We start from the raw sequence: 21,455 nt of genomic DNA on the forward strand, positions 1-21,455 counted from the left end.
GCACCTGATCAGACTTTGGGTTCAGAGTGCTTCGGTTTTATGAAAACAAGCTTGCTCAACGTGTAGGTCAGGGGCAGCGAGAGAATAATGGCAGCAAGTGGTGCCAGAAATTCCGGCAAGAATAGAATCCTTACCCAGAACCACACGACCAATAAGCCGAACAGATACTGTGCCAGGTAAATCAGTGGGAAAAAAATGACCGATTTCAATCCCTGGTGTTCTTTAAATACAACGTATCGGCTTAGAAGAAAGGCCAATAGAATCCCGCATACGTAGCTGATCGAATAACTTGTCGTATAAGCGAAGAAGTTAAGCAGTATCAGATAGAGCGCGTAAGTGACGGCGGTGTTGAGTCCGCCGGTCAGCAAGAAGCGGAGAAATTTTATCTCGGTCAGTTTTTTCAGGTTCACGTCACAGTTGCCCGGCGTCTTTCTTTTCCAGCAGGAACTGGTCGTAATCGCGAATGTAGTCGCTTGCCTCATAATGTTCGGAAGCAAATACCAGGAGCACTGCGTCAGACGAGTATTTGTACTGAATGCCCCACGTCATTGCAGGCAGGAACAAGCCAAGAGTGTGGGAGTCGAGCACAAACTCTTGCCGGTTTGTACCGTTGTCGGCGACCACGTGGACGGTCCCTTTCACCGCGATCAAAAACTGATGGCATTCACGGTGCGCGTGTTCACCGCGGGTTTCAGCGGTAGGAACATTTGAAACGAGAAAATATCGCTTCACTGAAAAAGGAATGTCTCGCTCGAATTCCCCGACGCTGAGGCTGCCGCGGATATCGACCGCTTCAAGCATGCGATGCAGGGTCACGCCGCAAGGGTAAACTTCAGACGCTCCCACTTTGCTAGGACTTTCGATTGTCGTGGCATTCGTCGCTTTGGCGTCGACATAGCCAATGATCTTTGCCGGATTCCCTACAACGATCGCGTTGGGTGGCACCGATTTGGTGACAACCGAACCTGCGCCGACCATTGCCGATGAGCCGATGGTAATGCCAGGCAGAATGGTCGAGTTGGCACCTAGCGAGGCGCCTTTTCTGATGATGGTCCTGGCGAACTCAGTCGGATAAACCTTGCTGCGTGGGAAGATATCATTGGTGAATGTCACGTTTGGCCCGACAAACACATCATCTTCGATGGTGATGCCGTCCCATACTTGCACGCCACACTTGAGTGTCACGCGAGAACCGATAACCACGTCATTTTCAACGAAAACATGATCACAAATATTGCAGTCTTCACCGATGTCTGCATTCGGGAGTACATGTGCAAATGCCCAGATTCGCGATCCGGCCCCAACAGTTTGGGACTCGCAAATCGCTCGCTCATGAACAAAAAAATTACGTGAATCGGTCATTTGTTGACTCCAAATTCAAGGGATTGCATCGGGATTGCCAATGGACGTCCCTTGGTATTTTCATAGGTTCGCCAGGCATACGAGCCCACAACGCCGAGACCAAGTAAATTGAGGCTACCCAGAAAGGTGATCATGAATAGCGTCATCGCGTAGCCCGGTACTTCAATGAGTCCAGCCAGCTTGGAAAAAACTACGCTGATGCCATATAGCGACGAAATAAACGAGCCAGCCGCGCCGACCCTGATCAATAAGCGGATGGGCAGGTCTGTAAACGAAAAAACGCTGTCCATCAGATAATTGACTTTTTTCCGAAGCGTCCACGCCGATTTGCCGTGCTCCCGCGCCACGCGGGAATAGAGCACCACCTCTCGACGGAACCCTAGCCAGAAAATCTGTGCGATGAGAGAGCTATGGCGCTCTTCCAGCTTAAGAAGATTGTCGCGGAAAGCCAGATTGCAGCCGAACATGTCCACGCCGCCGGCAGGCATTTCCGGAATGACATAGCGCTTGTAGAGCCCCCAGAACGTTTTCGAAGCAAGCTTTGAAAGTAACGGGTCTTCCCGGCTTTCCCGAACTCCCACAACCACGTCGACAGGCTGGTTTTTCAGAACCTCGTTCATGGTCAGAACGAGGCTCGGAGGCTCCTGAAGGTCTGCCGCCATGACCGCAAAGGTCGTGCCTTTGGCGTGCTGGAGCCCCGTCCTGATCGCCATGAACGAACCGAAGTTCTTCGATAGAAGGACCAGCTGTGATACGAACGGCTGCGTTGGCAGGGCATCGCGCAGCAGTTCGAATGAGCGGTCTGGACTACCATCTACAACAAATACTACTTCCAGTTCGCCTTGAAGTTTAGTGTTCAGGTCTTGTATCGCTTGTAACAACGAAGGGATTGATTCTTCGTTGCGGTAGACTGGAATAACAAGCGATAACACACTAAATCCCCTGTTTGAAGAAGTTGCAGACGACTTCGATGACACGATCAACTTGTTCATCGCTCAAGCCTGGGAAGCACGGAAGCGAAACGAGTTTCGAACTGGCGGCTTCAGTAACCGGCAAACTGATCGACTCATTCAATGTATAAGCTGTTTGCCAATGATCGGGAACGGGATAGTGGATGTCGGTGCTGATGCCGTGTTCTTTTAAATAAAGGGTGAAGTCTTCGCGTTTTTCCACTCGCAATACAAACAAGTGTGCGACAAAGTCGTCGCCCAGGCTGGCGGGCAACTTTACCGGCAGTGCTGCGAAAGCTTCACAGTATTTCTTCGCGATGGCACGGCGTTCTGCGTTCCATTGGTCGAGCAGTGGAAGCTTGACGCGCAAGATGGCGGCCTGCATTTCATCCAGGCGGCTGTTGCGTCCCAGAGGTACGGTCACGTGATACTTGGACGCCCAGCCATATTGCCGCAACTTAAGCAGACGATCGGCAATCTCTGGCGAGGATGTGACGATCGCACCTCCGTCCCCCAGTGCACCGAGATTTTTCGTCGGGTAAAAGCTGAAGCAGGCAAGGTCGCCATAGGAGCCACATTGGCCGTCTTGCGAGCGAGCACCATGCGATTGTGCGCAGTCTTCCAGCACCGCTGCACCCGATGCTCGAGCGATCGAAGCGAGATTCTGGATATCTGCCAGTTGCCCATAAAGATGCGTGACGATGACAACTTTCGCCGGCTTGCTCAACGCTTGCTTCAGCGATTCAGGGCACATAGTAAGCGTGCTGGCGTCGACATCGACGTAAACCGGCTCGGCGCCAACTGCCCTGATGGCAGTGCTGCTATAGAATCCGGCATTAGCGACGGTGACGACGCGATCACCAGGGCCAACTCCCATGCCGAGCAACGCGATTTCCAGGGCTTCGGAGCCATTGGCAACGGAAATGCAGTGCTCTACTCCAACATAGTCGGCAAATTCGCGCTCAAACGCTTTGACCTCTTCACCCATGATGTACCAGTGACGATTGACGACACGCATGAGGGGTTCGGAAAAATCGATGCCCGCGTTTGCGGCAACGGCTGAAAAGAGAGGGATTTGTTGTTTGGCGTCCATGGTTTATCCAGAATTTTTGGCTGCCCGCATGATAAAGGGCAAAGGCTTATTTCACAATTGGCAGAGCAGGCGCGGCGTCCTTAACTCGAGCATCGGGGGCTGCGAAAAAATGACCTGCGTGACGCGTATGGGGGTGGGGTAAGCGCAGGGTGTTTTTCCGTGGGGATGAGACCGTGCAATTGCAATAAATCGTTGATAAGTCACTGCCAGAAGCGTGCCACCATGCCTCGCTTTTTGTGCACTAGTGCTGTATTTTGCAAGCGTTTTTTTCCGAATTCCTAAAAATCCAAGAGTTTGTCATTTGTATATGAATGCCTTTTTCCTTTCTTACATTCTCCAGAAAAAAACACTTGCGGAGTATTGCCGCGGCATTCTGGTTCTTGCGATTTTTTTTGGGTTCATGATTTTTGTTTCGCCTTTCAGTCGCCCCGTCCTGAATATTGACGTGGTGTCGAGTGTGTCCGGCGTGTCTCAAATATTTTTTAATGACGGGATAAGTTACAGCGAAGAAAACTCCCTGCAGTTGGCTGTGAAGAAAGGCGATAATCGCTTGGCTTATCCACTTTCAATTGTGGCATCTCCCGTTCGCTGGGATCCCTTCAATTCGTCTGGAAGCGTTGAGGTCAGGGGCACAAACGTCACTCTCTTCGGTGTGGAGTTGCTGTCGGGTGGAGTGTCATTCAAGCCGCTCAATCAAATCGAGAAGATAGACAGCGTTTCTGGCAAAACCGTCATTGACATGCACGCGGACGCTTTTGACCCTGAACTCGAACTGCATTTTGATGTGAGTCAGTTCAGCAAGGCCAGGGCGTTGTTGAGCGCGGCGGCTGGCGTTGCTGCAGCACTGCTGGTTTTTCTTTTGATTCATTTTGCCAAAGAGTTGAATTCGCTGTTTCGCTCGCTTCCGTCATGGCTGTTCGTGATCGCTTTATTGGCTTTTTTGAATTTGTACGTTTTTTACGATCATGTGTTTGGGCAAAACGTCTTTCCTTGGGACTTTTCAATCACCTACCATGCCGTTCCCAATTACTGGCTGACGTCCCTGCAATCAGGACAGTTCCCCATGTGGGTTCCTTTCCAGGGAATGGGCTACCCACTGCTGATGAACATGCAGTCGGGTCTGTTTTATTTGCCCAACTATTTCTTTTATGTATTCGACGTGCCCTACACCGTACATGCCGCGGTTGTATTTCAAGTGGTTCATGTGTTTTTTGCAGGCATTGGCGCCTACGTGCTTTTGCGCAAAGCGGGCCATGATGTTTTAACCGCCACGATTGGCAGTGTTGCCTATAACTTGTTTGGCGGATTTTTCTGTAACTCTGAACACCTTGATATCGTGCGCAGCTTTGTATTTCTACCGTGGATTTTTGCGGGTCTGGTAGATCTCATGAAAAACGGCGTCAAACCGTTTCCGGTGATTATCCTTCCGCTGATGTTGCTGTTTCAGTGGACAGGGGGCTATCCGGGCGTCTCGATCAGCATGTTGTTCATTTCATTCGTTTTGATTTTTGTCTCCGCTATTGCCAGAGAATGTTCATGGAAACACTTTGTCATTGGCGGCGCACTGATGATGAGCGGCGTGATCATGGCGTCGCCGGCATTTTTCCCAGTGCTGATGCTCAAGGGGGAGATTGCCAGATCCTCTGAGGCTGGCAGCCTGGCGAAAACGTTTGTTTCGCCTGTGAATTTGACGAGTCTGATGCAGCGTATTGATTATGCCGGGCTGCCCAATGATGTTTCGATGCGGTCGCTGCACATCCTGATCATTCCGTTCGTGTTCATCTTTTTCGTGAACATGGGCATATTCAAACGCAATCTGGGAATGGCGGCTGTTGCCTGCTGTGCATTGCTCATGGCTATGGGTGGCTGGGCTTTCGACATCATCGTCAGGTTGTTTCCACCTCTGGGTTACAGCCGATTCCCGAGTGCTGACTATCGTGGGTTTATTGCGCTGGCGCTTATATATTTCGCCATGCTCGGTTATCAGGAGTACAAGGCAAGCAGCTTTGGCGTGGTGAAAGATCGTCTGATCAGGTTTGTCCTTTTCGGTGTACTGACTTACTTCGTTGTGGATCCGTTGCTGGCAAACCAGAACGCGTTTGTCTTCTCGCTCGTTATGATCCTGTGGGTTATCGTCGCGCTGTGCATCCATCGCCTGAAATTGAGTCCACTGATTATTTTCGTGTTGTTTTTCTCAATTCAAGTAGCTGACTTCATGCGTATCGAAGCGGGTCAGGTTTATTGGAACAGCCTGGAGACTGGCGAGAAGCATTTACGCAAGTTCGGGTCACTGGAGACTCCTGCCAAACTGCTCACCCAGCGCATCAAGGGCCTCGACACTCGGGCCGAGCGTAGCGATGAATTCCGCGGTTACGTCTACGGCTATCAGGGTTACCTCACCGGCATCTACATGGTGGGGGATTACTCCGGGCCAATGCAGTTCCTCCGTCAGCGGTACATCATGGATAATCCTGATTTGCTGACGTACGCGAAAAAAGCCTGGACGCCGGTTCTGTTCAAAGCTCAGCCAGGGGCGGAAGAGGCCATCGCTGCTATCAAGTCGCAGAACAGTGCCGCCGATGAGCGAGTAAGGCTTACGTTGTATAAGCCCAACCAGATTGAATATGTTGTCAAGTCTGACTCCGGATTCGGTTTCCTCGAAAATGAAACCTACTTTCCAGGCTGGACGATGACTCTCGATAACGGAGCCACAATACAAGCCAAGGATATTCACGGCTTCCGGTACTGGGAAATGCCTGCAGGCAACTATAAGGCAGTGGCGAAATTCGAAATGCCCTATTTTCGTACCGCTACTCTTCTGGCGATCTGCGGGGTAATCGGCTATTTGCTGGGTGTCATGTGCCTGCTCATACTCCGCAAGAAGCAGCCCCAGCAGTCTGCTGCATAGGTCCAGCTTTCCGCGCCTGCGGGGCCTAGGCCCCTCAGGCGTTTTATTCTGATCAACGGCCGCCGAACTCCCTCTTATCAAGCGCGGCGTTGCCGGATTCGCCATCGTGGCGCAAAAATTCCGCCAGTGTTAAACGAGACGCTCGCCTCTATCGATTTGTCAGCGTGCTTTCGCCCGTGTTTTTTCTGTAACCCGGATCTTTTACTCCGTACAATGCGTACGCCGGTTCAACCAATGGAGTAGGTCAGATTGGTACGAGGGAATATGGGAAAACTACGCGTATTTTTGTTGGCGCTGCCGCGCAGGCAGAAACGATTGATCCAAGTGCTGACGGATACAGTCCTCGTTTGGGCCGCACTGTGGATGGCGTTTATCGTACGTCTCGGCGTTGATGAGATGGTCAACCCGATAAAGGTTCATCTCTGGCTGTTCGTTTGCGCCCCGATCGTGGCTATTCCCTTGTTCATTCGTTTCGGTATGTACCGCGCCGTCATGCGCTACTTCGGCAATGACGCACTTGTGGCCATCATCAAAGCGGTGAGTTTGTCTTCGCTGATTCTGGCATTGGTGGTCTATTGGTACAGCAACCACGAAACGGTTGTCCCTCGCTCGATCATTTTCAACTACTGGTGGCTGAGCCTGGTCATTATCGGTGGTCTGCGCTTGTTAATGCGCCAGTACTTCATGGGTGACTGGTTCAATGCTGCTCAGCACGTACCGTTCACCAATCGCGATGACGGACTGACGAAGGTGGCCATCTACGGTGCAGGCGTTGCCGGTAATCAGTTAGTGGCTGCGTTGCGCATGGGCCGCGTGATGCGGCCTGTTGCGTTTATCGATGATGATTCAAGCATCGCCGATCGTGCCATCTCCGGCCTGCAAGTCTATAAGCCCAAACATATACAGCAGATGATTGATGTCACTGGGGCTCAGGAGATTCTCTTGGCGCTTCCATCATCTACACGTGCCCGACGCCGGGAGATTCTGCACCTGCTTGAAGGTTTTCCCCTGCATGTGCGCAGTGTTCCCAATTTCACCGACCTCGCCAGCGGGCGTGTGAAGGTCGAGGACATTCAGGAAGTCGATATTGCCGACCTGCTGGGACGCGACGCGGTGCCGGCTCAGCCTGATCTGCTGGAACGCTGTATCAAAGGCAAGATTGTCATGGTGACCGGGGCAGGGGGATCTATCGGGTCTGAACTGTGTCGACAGATCTTTTCCTTGCAGCCGACCACACTTCTTTTGTTTGAACACAGCGAGTTCAACCTTTACAGCATTCTTTCCGAGCTGGAGCAGCGTGGCTGTCGGGAGTCGGTATCCGTCAAGCTCCTGCCGATCCTCGGTTCGATCCGGCATCAGGACAAGCTGCTCGATGTGATGAAAACGTGGAAGGTCGATACGGTCTACCATGCTGCGGCTTACAAGCATGTGCCGATGGTCGAGCACAATATCGCTGAAGGCGTTCTCAATAATGTCATCGGCACGCTCAATACTGCCCAGGCGGCTCTGCAGTCTGGCGTTTCAAACTTCGTACTGATTTCTACCGACAAGGCTGTGCGCCCGACCAACGTCATGGGCAGCACCAAGCGTCTGGCCGAGTTGACCCTCCAGGCTTTGAGCCGTGAGATTGCCCCGGTATTGTTTGGCGACCATTCCAAGGTCTCCCGGGTCAACAAAACGCGCTTCACCATGGTGCGTTTCGGAAATGTGCTGGGTTCGTCCGGTTCGGTGATCCCGCTGTTTCACAGCCAGATCAAATCAGGCGGTCCACTGACGGTCACGCATCCCAAGATCACTCGCTATTTCATGACGATCCCCGAAGCTGCGCAGCTGGTCATCCAGGCCGGTTCCATGGGGCAGGGCGGAGATGTCTTCGTTCTGGATATGGGCGAGCCGGTAAAAATCGTCGAACTGGCAGAGAAAATGATTCACCTGTCCGGTTTGAGCATTCGTTCGGATCGAAATCCTCAGGGCGACCTCTCCATTGAGTTCACCGGTCTGCGCCCCGGTGAAAAACTCTACGAAGAGCTGCTGATCGGCGACAACGTTGCGGCAACGCCACACCCGATGATCATGACCGCCAATGAAGATCATCTGCCGTGGGATGTGCTGAAGGCAAAGCTGAGCGAGTTGCTTCTTGCGGTCGAGAAAGATGATTACTCGCGTGTCCGCCAACTCCTGCGTGAAACCGTCAGCGGCTATACGCCTGATGGTGAAATCGTCGACTGGATCTACCAGCAGCGCCGCCTCGAACCCTGATTGTTTCACATCCTGTAACGGACACATTTTTGACAGGCTCCCATCATCGCCTAAGTTTGGGGAGCAGCTTCGGAGAAGCTGCTTTCTAAAAACGATGATGGAGCGTCACTTTATGCGTACCGGTTACTTCTATTCTCTGATGTTTGCCCTGCTTACCAGCGCCTCGATTGCCGCCGTCGCTGCACCTGTGGTGCCAGTGCCCGCGCCTAAGGGCGACATGGTGATGGGAGCGACGGCCCCTGCCCAGAGTGCAAAACTCGACCTCAACGATGCCGATGCGGCGACACTGCAAAAGGAACTGTCCGGCGTGGGTGAGGCAAAGGCGAAAGCGATTGTTGCTTATCGTGAAACAAACGGTCCGTTTGCTTCAGTGGAAGAATTACTGGAAGTGAAAGGCATCGGCAAAGCGATCCTGGATCGCAATCGCGACAAGCTGGAAGTCAACTAAGCTGTTGGTTCTGCGCCAGGAGGCCGGTCATTGACCGGCCTTTTTGTTGGGTAAAGACCAGCACCAGCGGATACACGACACCAGAGACGTTTATCGGACGGCTGAAAATTACGGCTATCATATTGCGTTGAGATTATGCCTATAATAATTTCCACGCGCTCTGGCACATCCTGTCCCGGTGGCGATTTCCCAATCAGTCTTTCAGGAGCACAGTCATGAATTCTGCCCATTCCAAAGGTACCGCTCTGGTCACCGGCGCCTCATCCGGTATCGGTGCGATTTACGCGCAACGTCTCGCGGCACGCGGTTTCGATCTGCTGCTGGTGGCCCGGGATAAGGAACGCCTCGAGAGCGCCGCAACCACGTTGCGTGATGCTCACGGTATTCAGGTCGAAGTGCTCAAGGCCGACCTGACGCAAAAGGATGACGTGCTCAAGATCGAACAGCGTCTGCGCAGTGACTCAAGCATCAGTCTGTTGTTGAACAATGCGGGAGTGGCAGCAGACGGCCTGCTGGCTAACGCTGACCTTGATCAGCTGGAGCGTCTGATCCAGTTGAATATTACTGCTGTCACGCGTCTGGCCTCGGCGGCTGCCGCCAGTTTCGCCAAAGCCGGGCGCGGCACGATCATCAATATCGCCTCTGTGGTCGCCTTGTTTCCCGAGCGGTTCAACGCAACCTACAGCGCGAGCAAGGCTTACGTATTGAGCCTGACCCAGTCGCTGAACGCCGAACTCGAAGGCGCCCGCGTGCAAGTCCAGGCGGTGTTGCCGGGCGTGACCCGCACCGAAATCTGGGAGCGTTCCGGCATTGATGCCAGCGGTATTCCGGCAGAAATGGTGATGGAGGCCGGTGAAATGGTCGATGCGGCATTGGCCGGGCTGGATCAGGGCGAGTTGATCACCATTCCGTCGCTGCCTGATGCCAGCGAGTGGCAGGCGTTTGTCAGCGCCCGGCACGTCATGGCGCCGAACCTTTCTCGCAGCTCTGCAGCCCAACGCTACAAGGCCGGCAATTGAATTGATCAGAGGTCATCACGGTATGGATCAGCGTCGAATAGTGGTCACGGGCATGGGTCTGGTTTCGCCGTTGGGCAGCGGTGTCGAAGCGGTCTGGCAGCGCTTGCTGGCTGGCCGTTCCGGTATACGTAATTTGCCGGAAGCGGTGGTTGCGGATCTGCCCACGCGTGTGGGCGGGCGGGTGCCGACACTGGAAGAGGATGCCGAGGCCGGTTTCGATCCGGATCGTGCAACACCACCGAAAGAACAAAAGAAGATGGATCGCTTCATTCTGTTTGCCATGGAAGCGGCGCGACAGGCCTTGGAACAGGCGGGATGGCATCCCGCTGATGCAAACGATCAAGCGCGCACGGCGACGATCATCGGCTCAGGTGTCGGAGGTTTCGGCGCCATTGCCGATGCGGTACGTACCACTGACAGCCGTGGCCCACGGCGTTTGTCGCCATTCACCATTCCGTCGTTTCTGGTCAATCTTGCCGCCGGGCACGTTTCGATTCAGCACGGTTTGAAAGGCCCGCTGGGCGCGCCGGTGACTGCATGCGCCGCCGGGGTTCAGGCCATTGGCGATGCCGCGCGATTGATTCGTGCCGGTGAAGCGGATATTGCCGTGTGTGGCGGCGCGGAGGCCTGCATTGACCGCGTCAGTCTTGCCGGTTTCGCGGCAGCGCGGGCGCTGTCGAGCGGTTACAACGACACCCCGGAGCGCGCCTCGCGGCCGTTCGACAGTGGCCGCGACGGATTCGTCATGGGCGAGGGCGCCGGGCTGTTGGTGATCGAGTCATTGGAGCATGCGCTGGCACGCGGTGCGCAGCCGCTGGCTGAACTGGTCGGTTACGGCACCACGGCCGATGCCTACCATCTGACAGCCGGCCCGGAAGATGGCAGCGGTGCACGTAGGGCGATGACGCTGGCACTGGCTCAAGCCGGGGTGACGCCGGATCAGGTCCAGCATTTGAATGCGCACGCGACCTCCACGCCGGTTGGGGATCTTGGTGAGCTGGCGGCCATCAAGTCGTTGTTTGGCAGCGAAAAGAAAATCGCCGTGACCTCGACCAAATCGGCCACTGGCCACTTGCTCGGTGCTGCCGGCGGGCTGGAAGCGATCTTTACCTTGTTGGCGATTCGCGATCAGAAGGTGCCGCCGACGCTCAACTTCGATACCCCTGATCCTGCGAGCGAAGGCGTGGATATTGTCCACGGCGAAGCGCGGTCGATGCCGATCGAATATGCATTGTCCAATGGCTTCGGATTTGGCGGGGTGAATGCCAGCGTATTGTTCAGGCGCTGGGAAGACTAATCCTGCTGGTTTTTCAGGTGAGCGCGCGTGACGCCGAGGATGCGCTGGGCCAGTTCCGGATCTTCGACGCTACGCGCGAGTACCAGCGCACCCAACAAGGTGGCCATGATCACGACGCTGCGATCAGCCGCGGTTTCGCCACCCAACGCGTTCTGCACTTGCTCCAGCCGCGCATTGAGCACCGCGTCGGTTGTCGGACTTGGCTGGCCGCGCAGACCGAGTTCCGAGGACATGGTCGGTAACGGACAACCTTCGTGGGGCGAGGTGTGATGCCATTCGGACAAATAACTGTCGATGAAGGCTTCCAGTGGTTGTTCTTCGGAAAACAGCATGGCGCAGTGCGCATCCAGTTGGGCGCCGGCCTCTTGCAGGGCCTTCTCGACCAATTCGTCCTTGGATTTGAAATGCGAGTAAAACCCGCCATGGGTCAACCCCAGCGCTTTCATCAAAGGTTGCAGGCCTGTCGCGCCGATACCGTCCTTGCGGAATCGCGCCGAAGCTTCCTTGATGATGCGCTGATGGGTCTGGGCTTTATGGTCCTGCGAGTAACGCATGTGGAACTCTCCGCAACAATGCCACCATCTTAACCACTGAAAATTAAATGGTGACTGTACTTCTAAAAAGCATGCAGATAAGTCCAATAGCGCCCAAAAAACAAACCCCGCCAATCCGGCGGGGTTTTTTGTCAGCGGTCTTGCGCTTCTTTAGCGTCCGCTTCGGCGTTGCGGGCAGCGACGCGTTTGCGCTCCTCATCGGTCAGTTCGACCTTGTTGGCGGTGTCGCGCAGCATCATCAAACCGCCAACGATCGAGCCGATTGCAACAACCAGAATCAACCAGGCATACCAGGGCATAACGGCTCTCCTTAATGGCAGATCGACGGGCGAGGATTTCGCCGTGCGACGTTGCCTATCATTTATGAGCGAAATCACTTCGCAGTGGTTCCATTCTAGGCCGCTTATGCCCCGTACACCTTAAATCCCTTATTGCCCGGTCAACATCGCATCGGCCGGGGCATCGGCGCGCAACTGACCGGTCAGCAGGAAGTAGCCGAACCCGACGGCCATGAAGCCGAGGAAGATCAGCCCGATCAGTGCGTTGAACCAAGCCATCGCCACCAGGCACACCACGGCCAGGACTAACGCAATCATCGGGATCAGCGGATAGCACGGCGCGCGGAAAGTGCGCTCAAGATTCGGTTCCGATTTACGCAGTTTGAACAGGCTGAGCATGCTCATGATGTACATCACGATCGCGCCGAATACGGCCATGGTGATCATCGCGGCAGTGAGGGTCATGCCGCCGAGGTTGATCAGACCGTCGCTGTAGATCGCCGCAATGCCGATGATGCCGCCGGCGATGATCGCGCGGTGCGGGGTCTGGAAACGCGACAGTTTGGCCAGTGAAGCCGGCAGATAACCGGCGCGGGCGAGGGCAAAGAACTGCCGCGAGTAGCCGAGAATGATCCCGTGGAAACTCGCCACCAGGCCGAACAGGCCGATCCACACCAGCATGTGGAGCCAGCCGGAGTTGTCGCCGACCACGGTTTTCATCGCTTGCGGCAGTGGATCGTTGATGTTGGCGAGGGTGCGCCAATCGCCGACGCCGCCGGCGAAGAACATCACGCCCATCGCCAGCAACACCAACGTCAGGATGCCGCTGATGTACGCCTTGGGAATCGTGCGTTTCGGGTCCTTGGCTTCCTCGGCCGCCATGGCCGCCCCTTCAATGGCGAGGAAAAACCAGATCGCGAAGGGAATCGCCGCGAACATCCCGGCAATCGCTGGCGCGCCAAACACGTCAGAGCCGGCCCAGCCGTTCAAGGCAAAGTTGCTGAAGCTGAACGCCGGCGCGACCACGCCCATGAACACCAGCAATTCAGCCACTGCCAGTACACAAACAATCAGCTCGAACGTCGCCGCCAGTTTCACGCCGAGAATGTTCAAACCCATAAACACAATATAGGCACCGACCGCCGCGTGTTTCGGATCGAGCGCTGGAAACTGCACATTCAAATAGGCGCCAATTGCCAGCGCGATTGCCGGTGGCGCGAAGACGAATTCGATCAGCGTCGCCAGCCCGGCAATCAACCCTCCTTTTTCGCCAAAGGCACGGCGGCTGTAGGCAAACGGCCCGCCGGCGTGGGGAATCGCGGTGGTCAGTTCGGTGAAGCTGAAAATGAAGCAGGTGTACATGGTCGCGACCATGAATGAAGTCACCAGAAAGCCCAGTGTGCCGGCGACACCCCAGCCGTAACTCCAGCCGAAATATTCCCCGGAAATCACCAGCCCGACGGCAATGCCCCACAGGTGCAACGTGCCCAGCGTGGGTTTGAGTTGTGTGTTCATGCGCTTGCTCCCTGAACGGTTTGGAAAGCTCGGAGGAGGGCGCGTGCAGTGGGCGTGCCATTGCGCTGAAACAAGTCGTAATGAGTTGAAAGCTGTCGTATCGGGGATGTCGGCTGCTGGATGCCCGCGTTTTGTGCGCCAGTTGGGTGCGATGTTGGCGGTTATGCCGCCTTCGCGAGCAGGCTCGCTCCCACAGGGGAATGCATTTCAAATTGTGGGAGCGAGCTTGCTAGCAAAGAGGCCCGGCCAGACAGCGCTAAACCCACCTGTAACGAAGCCATAAACCCACTCTTTACGCTTTCTTTATGCCCCGCCGCACCCCTCGCTCTCGTTCCTTTACAGCCTCCTTTCCGACAATCACCCCACACGCGGCAATACGCCGTAACACGGAGATCTTCCATGAGCGTTCTGGATGGGGTGTCACTGCTATTGGCAGTGGGGCTGTTCATTTATCTGTTGGTTGCGCTGTTGCGCGCGGACCGGAACTAGGAGCGGCTATGCACAGTTATGACTATTGGCTGATCCTCGCGTTTTTTGCGCTGGTCTTGCTCCCGGCGCCGCTGCTCGGGCGCTTCTACTACAAGGTGATGGAAGGCCAGCGCACCTGGCTGACGCCGATTCTCGGCCCGGTCGAGCGCGGTTGCTACCGCATCGCCGGCGTCGATCCGCAGGCTGAACAGAGCTGGCAGAAGTACACGCTGGCATTGCTGACGTTCAACCTCGCCGGTTTCCTCCTACTGTTCGCGGTTCTGTTGTTCCAGGATCACCTGCCGCTGAACCCGCAAAATCTGCCGGGCCAGGAGTGGACGCAGGCGTTCAACACCGCGGTCAGTTTCATGACCAACACCAACTGGCAGTCCTACAGCGGCGAAGCGACCCTCAGCTACCTGAGCCAGATGGTCGGCCTCACCGTGCAGAATTTTGTCAGCGCCGCCACCGGTCTCGCCGTGCTGGTTGCACTCTGCCGTGGCATCGGCCGCAAATCGACGAAAACCCTAGGCAACTTCTGGGTCGACATGACCCGCGCCACCCTCTATGGCCTGTTGCCGTTGTGCCTGCTGCTGGCGCTGTATCTGGTCTGGCAGGGCGTGCCGCAAACCTTCGCGCAGTATGTGAACGCGGTGACGATGCAGGGTGTTGATCAAGTGATCCCGCTCGGCCCGGCGGCGAGTCAGATTGCGATCAAGCAACTGGGCACCAACGGTGGCGGCTTCTTCGGCGTCAACTCGGCGCATCCGTTCGAGAACCCGACCGCGTGGAGCAACCTGTTCGAAGTCGCGTCGATCATTCTGATCCCGGTGGCGCTGGTGTTCACCTTCGGCCACTACGTCAAAGACCTGCGTCAGAGCCGCGCGATCATCGCCTGCATGCTGGCGCTGTTCCTGATCGGTGGCGCGACTTCCCTGTGGGCTGAATACCAACCGAATCCGACCCTGAACAACGCCGCCGTCGAACAGACCGCGCCGCTGGAAGGCAAGGAAGCGCGCTTCGGCACCACCGCCACCGTGTTGTGGTCGGTGACCACCACCGCAGCGTCGAACGGCTCGGTCAATGCCATGCACGACAGCCTCAACCCGCTCAGCGGCATGGTCGCGCTGGTCAACATGATGGTCGGCGAAGTGATCTTCGGCGGCGTCGGGGCCGGGCTCTACGGCATGTTGCTCAACGTGCTGATCGCGGTGTTCCTCGCCGGTCTGATGATCGGGCGCACCCCGGAATACCTCGGCAAGAAACTCCAGGCCCGTGAAGTGCAATTGCTGGTCGTGACCCTGCTGGTGATGCCGGTCGGCGTGCTGGTACTCGGTGCGATTGCTGCCGTGTTACCCGGCCCGGCGGCGACGATCAGCAACCCCGGCCCGCACGGTTTCAGCCAGTTGCTTTACGCCTACACCTCGGCGAGTGCCAACAACGGCTCGGCGTTCGGTGGCCTGAGCGCAAACACGCCATTCCACAACCTGATGCTCGGCTTGGGCATGTTGATCGGTCGCTTCGGTTACATCCTTCCGGTTCTGGCATTGGCCGGCAGTCTGGCGATGAAGAAAACCGCGCCGATCGGCCAGAACAGCTTCCCGACCCACGGCCCGCTGTTCGTGACCCTGCTGACCGTGACCATTTTGCTGGTGGGCGGCCTGACCTTTCTGCCGACTCTGGCGCTCGGCCCTATCGCCGAACATTTGAGCATGGGTTTCTGAGGATCTATCGATGAATATGCCCGCAATCAAACCCGCTGCCGTCAAGGCGCCGGAACAAGCGAAGACCGCGATCTCGGCGCTGTGGCGTCCGGCGCTGGTGCAAGCTTTCGTCAAACTCGACCCTCGGCAACTGAAGCGTTCGCCGGTGATGCTGGTGGTCGAACTGACGGCGATTTTCACCACTGTGCTGTGCTTCATTCCTGATGCCGATGTGCCGACCTTCGTCGCCGCGCAAATCGCCTTGTGGCTGTGGTTCACCGTGCTGTTCGCCAACTTCGCCGAGGCCTTGGCCGAAGGTCGCGGCAAGGCTCGCGCCGACAGCCTCAAGGCTGGCAGCGAAGGCCTCAGCGCGCGACGCAAACAAGCCAATGGCAGCTTTCAGGTCGTGCCGGCAGCGAGTCTGCGCAAAGGCGATGTAGTGCGTGTCGAAGCGGGGGAGATGATCCCCGGTGACGGCGAGGTCATCGAAGGCATCGCGGCGGTCAACGAAGCGGCGATTACCGGCGAGTCGGCACCGGTGATTCGCGAGTCCGGCGGTGACCGCTCGGCCGTCACCGGTAACACGCGACTGGTGTCCGACTGGTTGCTGGTAAAGATCACCGTCAACCCCGGCGAGTCGACCCTTGACCGCATGATCGCGCTGGTCGAAGGCGCCAAACGCCAGAAGACCCCGAACGAAGTGGCGCTGGATATTCTGCTGATCGGCCTGACGTTGATCTTTCTGCTGGTGGTGGTGACCCTGCAACCGTTCGCTCACTTCGCCAACGGCAGCCTGCCGCTGGTGTTCCTGGTGGCGCTGCTGGTCACGCTGATTCCGACCACCATTGGCGGGCTGCTCTCGGCGATTGGTATTGCCGGCATGGATCGTCTGGTGCGCCTCAACGTCATCGCCAAGTCGGGTCGTGCGGTGGAAGCGGCGGGTGACGTGCATGTATTGCTGTTGGACAAGACCGGCACCATCACCTTCGGCAACCGTCGTTGCAGCGCAGTGTATGCGGCGCCGGGAGTGACGGGGCGTGAGTTGGCCGAAGGTGCGTTGTTTGCGTCCCTAGCGGACGACACCGCTGAAGGTAAATCCGTAGTTGAGTACCTGCGCGGTCTGCACCCGCAGCCTGAGCCTGCGCTGGAAACCCTGACCGCTGTGCCATTCAGCGCAGAAACCCGGTTGTCCGGCGTCGACTATCAAGGCCGCGTCTACCGCAAAGGCGCGGTGGATTCGCTGCTGAGTTTCCTCGGCCAGAAACGCGCGGATCTGGCCCCGGCGCTGGCGCGAGAAATCGACAAGATCGCCCAGAGTGGCGGCACGCCGTTGCTGGTCTGTGCCGACGGCAAATTGCTCGGCGCGATCCACCTCAAGGACGTGGTCAAACCGGGCATCCGCGAGCGTTTTGCCGAGTTGCGCAAACTGGGGATTCGTACGGTCATGGTCACCGGCGACAACCCGCTCACCGCTGCTGCGATTGCCGCTGAAGCGGGTGTCGATGACGTCCTCGCCGAGGCGACTCCAGAGAAAAAACTTGCGCGCATTCGTCACGAGCAAAACGACGGGCGTCTGGTCGCGATGTGCGGCGACGGCGCCAACGATGCTCCGGCGCTGGCTCAGGCGGACGTCGGCATGGCGATGAACGACGGCACGCAGGCGGCGCGCGAAGCAGCGAACATGGTCGATCTCGACAGCGACCCGACCAAGCTTCTCGACGTGGTGCAGATCGGCAAGGAATTGCTGGTGACCCGTGGCGCGCTGACGACCTTTTCCATCGCCAACGACGTCGCCAAATACTTTGCGATCCTGCCCGCGCTGTTCGCCTCGATTTATCCGCAACTGGGTGTGCTCAACATCATGCAGTTGACCAGTCCGCAGAGCGCGATTCTCTCGGCGATTGTCTTCAACGCTTTGATCATTGTTGTGCTGATTCCGTTGGCGCTGCGCGGTGTGCGGGTGCAAGCGGCGAGTGCAGCGGCGTTGTTGCGACGCAATCTGTTGATCTATGGATTGGGCGGGATTCTGGTGCCTTTCGTGGGGATCAAGGCGATCGACATGTTGCTCACGGCGATGCATCTAGTGTGACCACCCCCCCCTCGCGAGCAGCCTCGCTCCCCATTGGCCATGCATGCCCCTGTGGGAGCCAGCCCTGCTGGCGATGAGATCAACTCGGTCCCGCTGACTTATTGCGCTATGTATTTTTTGAATTCGAGGATTATCAAATGTCCACAATGATCCGTCCGGCCCTGAGCCTGCTGGTGCTGATGACCCTGGTCACTGGCGTCGCCTATCCACTGGTGGTCACCGGTGTTGCGCAGGTCGCATTTCCCGAGCAAGCCAACGGCAGTCTCGTCCACGATGCCGACGGTAAGGTTCGCGGTTCATCCCTGATCGCCCAGGATTTCGTCGGCGATGCATGGTTTCATCCGCGTCCATCCGCCGGTGCGTTTGCTACGGTTTCCAGCAGCGCCAGCAACCTCGCCCCGAGCAATCCGGCACTCGCCACCCGCGTGATCGACGACGCCAATAAACTTCAGGTTCCGGGGCAAGGCCCGGTGCCGTTGGCGTTATTGACCACCTCCGGCAGCGGCCTCGATCCGCACTTGCCACCGGCGGCAATTGCCTATCAACTGGCGCGAGTCGCAGCAGCGCGAAACGTCCCGGTGTCGACCTTGCAGCAACTGCTTGATGCGCACATTGAGCAACCGCTGGTGGGGCCGCCGGTGGTCAATGTGCTTGAGCTGAACATGGCGCTGGAAAAGTTGTAGAAGATGATCGTTCCCACGCTCTGCGTGGGAATGCATCAATGGACGCTCCGCGTCCGCTTTGGTGGGACGCAGAGCGTCCCGGGCTGCATTCCCGCGCAGAGCGTGGGAACGATCATCAGGAAGAGAGAACATCAAGCATGAGCGACTCCGGCCGCGCCGACGCGCTGTTAGCTGATCTGCCCCGAGACGGCCGTGGTCGGCTCAAGGTTTTCCTCGGCGCCGCCCCCGGTGTCGGCAAGACTTACGCCATGCTCCAGGCCGCGCACACGCAACTGCGCCACGGCGTGAAGGTTATCGCTGGCGTCGTCGAAACCCATGGCCGTGCCGAAACCGAAGCGTTGCTCGGCGGCCTGCCGCAGCAACCGTTGGTGCGCTCGGAATACCGTGGCGTGATGCTCGAAGAAATGGACCTCGACGGCATCCTCGCGGCCAAGCCAAAGCTTGTGCTGGTCGATGAACTGGCCCACAGCAACGCCCCCGGCAGTCGCCACGACAAACGCTGGCAAGACATTCAGGAGTTGCTCGCCGCCGGCATCGACGTGTTCACCACGGTCAACGTCCAACACCTCGAAAGCCTCAACGATCAGGTGCGCGGCATCACTGGTGTGCAGGTGCGCGAAACTCTGCCGGATTGGGTCCTGCAAGAAGCCTACGAACTGCTGCTGATCGACCTACCGCCGCGCGAACTGCTCGAGCGTCTGCGCGAAGGCAAGGTCTACGTGCCGGAGCAGGCGCGCGCGGCGATTGATGCGTTTTTCACTCAGACCAACCTCACCGCACTGCGCGAACTGGCGATGCAAACCGCCGCTGCGCAAGTCGATAACGATCTCGCCCAAGGCTATCGCCAACTCGGCCAGGCCGCGCCGGCGGTGCGCGGGCGTTTGCTGGTCGGCGTCGATGGCGATGCCCAGGCCGAGCGCTTGGTAAGGCATGCCAGTCGCGTCGCCCAGCGTCGGCATCTGCCGTGGAGTCTGGTGCACGTCGACAATGGCAGTGTGCGCGACGAGCAATCGCGTCTGCGTCTGCAAAGTGCCCAGCAACTGGCCGAACGCCTCGGTGGTGAAGTGGTGTTGCTGCGCGCCGGTGAAGTGGCGAAAACCCTGATCCAGCACGCAGCCGAACGTCGCGCCAGTCTGGTGCTGGTCGGCCAGTCGCGACCTCGCCTGCGTCGGCGCCTGTTCGGTGGTGGGCTCGCGGCGCGGTTGTTGCGTCAAGCTCATGGGCTGGAAATCAACGTCCTCGACACTGATCAAGAACAGCATCAACCGCGCCCGCGCAATCCGTTGACGCTGGTGTGGTTTGACTATGCGCTGGCTGTGGTCGCAACGCTGTTGGCCAGTGCCTTGGCGTGGGCGGTGTCGAGTGTGTTGCCGCTGCCGAACATCTCGCTGGTGTTCCTCGCGGCGGTGTTGCTGGTGGCGGTGCGCAGCAGCCTCGGCCCGGCGCTGGCGTGTGCGGCGCTGTCGTTTCTGACCTATGATTTTTTGTTCATTCCACCGAATTTTTCCTTCAGCATCCAGCGCGAAGAAGACGTGCTGACCCTGCTGTTTTTCCTGTTGATGGCGGCGCTCACCGGTAACCTCGCGGCGCGGCAGCGTCGGCAATTGCAGGCGTTGCGCGACACCCAGGAAGAGACCACCGAACTGCTCGATTTGTCGCGCAAACTCACCGCCGCGACGGATCGCCAAGCGGTGGTCAGCGCCGCGGCGCAACACCTCAATGGCTGGAGCGACCTGCAACTGTGTCTGCTCAATCGCGATGGCCAGGGCGGCTGGAAAGTCGAGACGGGTGGGCCGCTGCAATTCACTGAGTCGGAACGCGCCGCCGCCGACTGGGCCTGGCAACACGATCAACCCGCAGGCATGGGCACCGGCACGCTGCCGTTTGGGCGTTGGTGGTGGTGGCCGCTGTCGGTCGAGGATGGGCCGCTGGCGCTGCTTGGTGTTTGCGCCAAAGAAGGCCAGACCTTGAGCGGCCAGCGTCGGCGCTTGCTCACCGCGTTGAGTCAGCCGTTGGCGCAAGCGCTGGCCCGCGCGCAATTGGCCGACGACCTCGAAGCCGCGCGCCTGCACGGCGAAACCGAGCAATTGCGCAGCGCGTTGCTGGCGTCGGTGTCCCACGATTTGCGCACGCCGCTGACCGCCATGCGCGGCAGTATCGACAGCCTGTTGGCGCTGGGCGAAGCTATCCCGTTGGAAGATCGTCGCGAGTTGCTCGAAGGCACCCGAGATGAAGCCGAACGCCTCGATCGCTACATCCAGAATCTGCTCGACATGACCCGCCTCGGGCACGGCGCCTTGAAACTGGCGCGGGACTGGGTGTCGCCCGCCGATATCGTCGGCAGTTCGCTCAATCGCCTGCGCGCAGTGCTGGCGCCGTTGCAGGTCAGCACCGCGGTGCCGGCCGAGTTGCCTTTACTGTTCGTGCACGCGGCGTTGATCGAACAGGCGCTGGTCAATGTGCTGGAAAACGCTGCACGGTTCTCGCCGGCTCACGGTCGCTTGCAACTCAACGCAGGCTCGAATGAGCAAGAGATTTACTTCTCGGTCAGCGATGAAGGTCCGGGGATTCCCGAAGACGAGCGCGCGAAGATTTTCGACATGTTCTACACCGCCGCGCGCGGTGATCGCGGCGGCCAGGGCACCGGTCTCGGTCTGGCGATCTGTCAGGGCATGGTCGGCGCGCACGGCGGGCGCATCAGCGTGGCTGATGGCATCGACGGGCGTGGCACCTGCATCACTTTGCACCTGCCGTTGCAGACGCAACCGGGATTGGACGATGAAGCCTGAATCCGACTGCGCTACTCTCTTGCCACTCTTTTCTGTTGAT

Annotated in this window: 17 protein-coding genes; 10 read left to right on the plus strand and 7 right to left on the minus strand. The window is 57.7% G+C overall.

The features are described from left to right. Positions 1-8: 8 nt before the first annotated feature. Genes ACQ4OE_RS12385 through ACQ4OE_RS12400 form a run of 4 tightly spaced genes read right to left on the minus strand, consistent with a single transcriptional unit; the run spans position 9 to position 3,405 of the window. Positions 9-410, minus strand: a complete 402-nt coding sequence (locus tag ACQ4OE_RS12385; protein ID WP_430946792.1) for a GtrA family protein — start codon at positions 408-410, stop codon at positions 9-11. Position 411: 1 nt separating this feature from the next. Next, entirely contained in the window at positions 412-1,362 is a 951-nt protein-coding gene (locus ACQ4OE_RS12390) for a WxcM-like domain-containing protein (RefSeq protein ID WP_430946793.1), read from the minus strand. Beyond that, the gene (locus ACQ4OE_RS12395) at positions 1,359-2,354 is read right to left on the minus strand and encodes a glycosyltransferase family 2 protein (protein WP_430946794.1); all 996 of its coding nucleotides are present in this window, start codon (positions 2,352-2,354) and stop codon (positions 1,359-1,361) included. The genes ACQ4OE_RS12390 and ACQ4OE_RS12395 overlap by 4 nt, the downstream gene beginning before the upstream one ends. Then, the gene (locus ACQ4OE_RS12400; RefSeq protein WP_430946795.1) at positions 2,296-3,405 is read right to left on the minus strand and encodes a DegT/DnrJ/EryC1/StrS family aminotransferase; all 1,110 of its coding nucleotides are present in this window, start codon (positions 3,403-3,405) and stop codon (positions 2,296-2,298) included. The genes ACQ4OE_RS12395 and ACQ4OE_RS12400 overlap by 59 nt, the downstream gene beginning before the upstream one ends. A gap of 307 nt (positions 3,406-3,712) precedes the next feature. On the opposite strand from ACQ4OE_RS12400, the gene ACQ4OE_RS12405 reads away from it, so the two are divergent. The 5 genes from ACQ4OE_RS12405 (at position 3,713) to fabF (ending at position 11,336) form a co-directional block, all read left to right on the plus strand. Continuing rightward, entirely contained in the window at positions 3,713-6,313 is a 2,601-nt protein-coding gene (locus tag ACQ4OE_RS12405; RefSeq protein WP_430946796.1) for a hypothetical protein, read from the plus strand. A 264-nt stretch (positions 6,314-6,577) separates the two neighbouring features. Next, entirely contained in the window at positions 6,578-8,572 is a 1,995-nt protein-coding gene (locus ACQ4OE_RS12410) for a polysaccharide biosynthesis protein (protein ID WP_430946797.1), read from the plus strand. Positions 8,573-8,684: 112 nt separating this feature from the next. Continuing rightward, positions 8,685-9,020, plus strand: coding sequence for a ComEA family DNA-binding protein (locus tag ACQ4OE_RS12415; protein ID WP_430946798.1), 336 nt, complete (start codon positions 8,685-8,687; stop codon positions 9,018-9,020). A 215-nt stretch (positions 9,021-9,235) separates the two neighbouring features. Next, positions 9,236-10,039, plus strand: coding sequence for an SDR family NAD(P)-dependent oxidoreductase (locus tag ACQ4OE_RS12420; RefSeq protein WP_430946799.1), 804 nt, complete (start codon positions 9,236-9,238; stop codon positions 10,037-10,039). A 22-nt stretch (positions 10,040-10,061) separates the two neighbouring features. Next, positions 10,062-11,336: a beta-ketoacyl-ACP synthase II gene (fabF, locus tag ACQ4OE_RS12425; protein WP_430946800.1), complete on the plus strand. Its 1,275-nt coding sequence runs from the start codon at positions 10,062-10,064 to the stop codon at positions 11,334-11,336. Here fabF and ACQ4OE_RS12430 read toward each other — a convergent pair. The 3 genes from ACQ4OE_RS12430 to eat all read right to left on the minus strand — a co-directional run bounded on the left by ACQ4OE_RS12430 (position 11,333) and on the right by eat (position 13,683). Continuing rightward, positions 11,333-11,890 (minus strand): TetR/AcrR family transcriptional regulator, encoded by a 558-nt coding sequence (locus ACQ4OE_RS12430; protein ID WP_095189201.1) that lies wholly within the window; start codon positions 11,888-11,890, stop codon positions 11,333-11,335. The two genes, fabF and ACQ4OE_RS12430, sit on opposite strands and share 4 nt — an antisense overlap. A gap of 131 nt (positions 11,891-12,021) precedes the next feature. After that, the gene (locus ACQ4OE_RS12435; RefSeq protein ID WP_080896048.1) at positions 12,022-12,189 is read right to left on the minus strand and encodes a DUF2897 family protein; all 168 of its coding nucleotides are present in this window, start codon (positions 12,187-12,189) and stop codon (positions 12,022-12,024) included. Positions 12,190-12,318: 129 nt separating this feature from the next. After that, complete coding sequence (eat, locus tag ACQ4OE_RS12440) at positions 12,319-13,683, minus strand: ethanolamine permease (RefSeq protein ID WP_430946801.1); 1,365 nt, start codon at positions 13,681-13,683, stop codon at positions 12,319-12,321. 399 nt (positions 13,684-14,082) lie between these two features. Between eat and kdpF the strand changes: the two genes are divergently transcribed. The 5 genes from kdpF (at position 14,083) to ACQ4OE_RS12465 (ending at position 21,415) form a co-directional block, all read left to right on the plus strand. After that, complete coding sequence (kdpF, locus tag ACQ4OE_RS12445) at positions 14,083-14,172, plus strand: K(+)-transporting ATPase subunit F (protein ID WP_007899818.1); 90 nt, start codon at positions 14,083-14,085, stop codon at positions 14,170-14,172. 8 nt (positions 14,173-14,180) lie between these two features. Further along, positions 14,181-15,875 carry a potassium-transporting ATPase subunit KdpA gene (gene kdpA, locus ACQ4OE_RS12450; protein ID WP_430946802.1) on the plus strand — a complete coding sequence of 565 codons (1,695 nt, stop codon included), beginning with the start codon at positions 14,181-14,183 and terminating at the stop codon, positions 15,873-15,875. 10 nt (positions 15,876-15,885) lie between these two features. Then, positions 15,886-17,943, plus strand: a complete 2,058-nt coding sequence (gene kdpB / locus ACQ4OE_RS12455) for a potassium-transporting ATPase subunit KdpB (protein WP_430946803.1) — start codon at positions 15,886-15,888, stop codon at positions 17,941-17,943. Between the two features lie 137 nt (positions 17,944-18,080). Continuing rightward, the gene (kdpC, locus tag ACQ4OE_RS12460) at positions 18,081-18,626 is read left to right on the plus strand and encodes a potassium-transporting ATPase subunit KdpC (RefSeq protein WP_122592017.1); all 546 of its coding nucleotides are present in this window, start codon (positions 18,081-18,083) and stop codon (positions 18,624-18,626) included. Between the two features lie 137 nt (positions 18,627-18,763). Continuing rightward, positions 18,764-21,415 (plus strand): DUF4118 domain-containing protein, encoded by a 2,652-nt coding sequence (locus ACQ4OE_RS12465; RefSeq protein WP_430946804.1) that lies wholly within the window; start codon positions 18,764-18,766, stop codon positions 21,413-21,415. The last annotated feature ends 40 nt before the right edge of the window (positions 21,416-21,455 follow it).

This window comes from Pseudomonas sp. WC2 (genome assembly GCF_050586545.1).
Taxonomy (GTDB): Bacteria; Pseudomonadota; Gammaproteobacteria; order Pseudomonadales; family Pseudomonadaceae; genus Aquipseudomonas.

Coding starts and splice junctions, on each gene's coding strand:
- kdpF (WP_007899818.1), top strand. CDS start 14,083: ATGAGCGTTCTGGATGGGGTGTCACTGCTATTGGCAGTGGGGCTGTTC.
- ACQ4OE_RS12390 (WP_430946793.1), bottom strand. CDS start 1,362: ATGACCGATTCACGTAATTTTTTTGTTCATGAGCGAGCGATTTGCGAG.
- ACQ4OE_RS12430 (WP_095189201.1), bottom strand. CDS start 11,890: ATGCGTTACTCGCAGGACCATAAAGCCCAGACCCATCAGCGCATCATC.
- eat (WP_430946801.1), bottom strand. CDS start 13,683: ATGAACACACAACTCAAACCCACGCTGGGCACGTTGCACCTGTGGGGC.
- ACQ4OE_RS12435 (WP_080896048.1), bottom strand. CDS start 12,189: ATGCCCTGGTATGCCTGGTTGATTCTGGTTGTTGCAATCGGCTCGATC.
- kdpB (WP_430946803.1), top strand. CDS start 15,886: ATGAATATGCCCGCAATCAAACCCGCTGCCGTCAAGGCGCCGGAACAA.
- fabF (WP_430946800.1), top strand. CDS start 10,062: ATGGATCAGCGTCGAATAGTGGTCACGGGCATGGGTCTGGTTTCGCCG.
- ACQ4OE_RS12410 (WP_430946797.1), top strand. CDS start 6,578: ATGGGAAAACTACGCGTATTTTTGTTGGCGCTGCCGCGCAGGCAGAAA.
- ACQ4OE_RS12415 (WP_430946798.1), top strand. CDS start 8,685: ATGCGTACCGGTTACTTCTATTCTCTGATGTTTGCCCTGCTTACCAGC.
- kdpA (WP_430946802.1), top strand. CDS start 14,181: ATGCACAGTTATGACTATTGGCTGATCCTCGCGTTTTTTGCGCTGGTC.
- kdpC (WP_122592017.1), top strand. CDS start 18,081: ATGTCCACAATGATCCGTCCGGCCCTGAGCCTGCTGGTGCTGATGACC.
- ACQ4OE_RS12395 (WP_430946794.1), bottom strand. CDS start 2,354: ATGAACAAGTTGATCGTGTCATCGAAGTCGTCTGCAACTTCTTCAAAC.
- ACQ4OE_RS12400 (WP_430946795.1), bottom strand. CDS start 3,405: ATGGACGCCAAACAACAAATCCCTCTCTTTTCAGCCGTTGCCGCAAAC.
- ACQ4OE_RS12420 (WP_430946799.1), top strand. CDS start 9,236: ATGAATTCTGCCCATTCCAAAGGTACCGCTCTGGTCACCGGCGCCTCA.
- ACQ4OE_RS12405 (WP_430946796.1), top strand. CDS start 3,713: ATGAATGCCTTTTTCCTTTCTTACATTCTCCAGAAAAAAACACTTGCG.
- ACQ4OE_RS12465 (WP_430946804.1), top strand. CDS start 18,764: ATGAGCGACTCCGGCCGCGCCGACGCGCTGTTAGCTGATCTGCCCCGA.